Raw genomic sequence first — 1,644 nt, forward strand, 5'->3', positions numbered from 1 at the left:
CTTCTTTATGGGTAAGAACAATTTTGGTTAAACGATTTCTAGATCAGCCACTTCTTGCTTTAAAACCGAAGCAATTTTAAAACTAACTACTGTTTTCGCGGGTATTTTAAGTTTTTTGCCTGTTTTAGGATTTCTTCCTATGTAGGCTGCACGAGTTTTTAAAACAAATTTACCAATATAAGGCGATAAGTTTACTTTTTCATAAGTAGTTATAGCTTGAAATAAATTTTTTTCGAAAGCATTATAAAATTCCTCTGTTGCTTTAACAGTGTTTTGAGTTGTTGCAGCGATTTGTTTGATTAATTCTTTTTTAAAACATGTGGCGCCATTATTCTCAGTCATGTTCTTTTTTTTGTTTTTTTTAGCCATTTTTTTGATTCCTCTTTCTTTTTTAATTTATTATTGATGTTAATTTTTTTTATTTTCAGCCAGACGAGCTAAATCGACCATCTTTCTACTTTTATCTAATTCTTGTTGAAAAGCTTCTGCTTCCATGAACATTTTCGCTATAAAACTTTTATCTAAAAAAACTTCTTGGGTTCGGAAAAGTTTGTCATTCACGAAAACAAAAAAATAACCTTTTTCTAAACCGCTACAATAAAGTTGAGCTTGTATTTGGGCCCAATAATATGGAGGTATTTCTTTTGTTTTAAAAAAAACTTGCCAACTAGGACCATCAGGATTTAAAGGGCATTTGATTTCTAACAAAGTTTTTGTTTCTTCGTTATAACCATCTAAAGAGGCGGACATTAAACCTCTGGTAAAAACAGCGGGAACATATTTTAACCCATGACAAAAACAATAAAAATTTCTTGCTTTTGGTTCGGTTATTTTGCCGTGTTCCACTGCTTCATTAGTAATAAAATCGCTCCCAAATACTTTTTTAAAAAGCAAATCCTCTTTGGTTTCATAAGGATTGAGACCCATTATTGTTCCTACTTCGGAAGCATTGATAAATTTTTTACGATGTCGAAACCATTCATAACTATTTTGATTTAATGCTACTTTAATAGCGGGGATAGCAAAAATATTTTTTTTCATCTTCTCAAAATCCTTTACCTATTTTTGGTTTTTTTATAAAAAGATAAATTTTTTTGGGTTTTCTGATTTCAATATAGTTCAAAAAACTTTCTAGAGAGTTATCAACAATAAAATTTTCTAAAACATCTGTTTTAGGTTGTTGTAAAAAAAGCCCTTCTAGATTTTTATTAGAATGTAGACAAAAATTGGTATTATTTAAAAATAATTCCATTTTGTCTATATAAACTTGTTCATCATGAACTAATAAACCTTCTTGTTTTAAAAAAGCTATTATTTCTGTTTTTTTATTAATTTTAATTTCTTGAATTTTCATTGGTGTTATAAACTCCTTTTAATTTTTAAAGTTGAATTCTGTTTTCCATTTATCTAACCAAGCAGGACTATTTTTATGCTTATTTTGCTCATAGAAAGAAGAAACATTTATTTTAGCAGGGTTAATGTATAATTTTTTTGTTTGCTTATTAAAAAAATATTTTTGTTCCAAAGTATCGTCAAATTCTAAATTAAAAAGGGCTTTATTTAATTCTTTCATAGTCGTTTTTATTTTGGCAATATCTGTTTCCTTTAAAAATAATGTTTTTTCCGTAATATTATAATTAGTTT

General features: G+C 27.5%; 4 protein-coding genes. All 4 read right to left on the reverse strand.

All coding sequences use genetic code 11. From position 1 onward, the window contains the following. Positions 1-27 precede the first annotated feature (27 nt). A complete protein-coding gene (locus RI68_RS01975) occupies positions 28-369 on the reverse strand; it encodes an HU family DNA-binding protein (protein WP_017193578.1) in 342 nt (113 codons plus the stop codon). A 39-nt stretch (positions 370-408) separates the two neighbouring features. Continuing rightward, positions 409-1,041, reverse strand: coding sequence for a lambda-exonuclease family protein (locus RI68_RS01980; RefSeq protein WP_017193579.1), 633 nt, complete (start codon positions 1,039-1,041; stop codon positions 409-411). Between the two features lie 4 nt (positions 1,042-1,045). Then, positions 1,046-1,354, reverse strand: coding sequence for a hypothetical protein (locus tag RI68_RS01985; protein WP_017193580.1), 309 nt, complete (start codon positions 1,352-1,354; stop codon positions 1,046-1,048). A gap of 18 nt (positions 1,355-1,372) precedes the next feature. Beyond that, positions 1,373-1,644, reverse strand: a 272-nt coding sequence (locus RI68_RS03900; protein WP_038104538.1) for a hypothetical protein, incomplete at its 5' end; no start/stop codon positions are given.

This window comes from Vaccinium witches'-broom phytoplasma str. VAC, from assembly GCF_000309405.1.
GTDB lineage: Bacteria > Bacillota_I > Bacilli_A > Acholeplasmatales > Acholeplasmataceae > Phytoplasma.

What these genes read in the sequence shown, in the direction of transcription:
- RI68_RS01975 (WP_017193578.1), bottom strand. Translation starts at nt 369, where the DNA reads ATGGCTAAAAAAAACAAAAAAAAGAACATGACTGAGAATAATGGCGCC.
- RI68_RS01980 (WP_017193579.1), bottom strand. Translation starts at nt 1,041, where the DNA reads ATGAAAAAAAATATTTTTGCTATCCCCGCTATTAAAGTAGCATTAAAT.
- RI68_RS01985 (WP_017193580.1), bottom strand. Translation starts at nt 1,354, where the DNA reads ATGAAAATTCAAGAAATTAAAATTAATAAAAAAACAGAAATAATAGCT.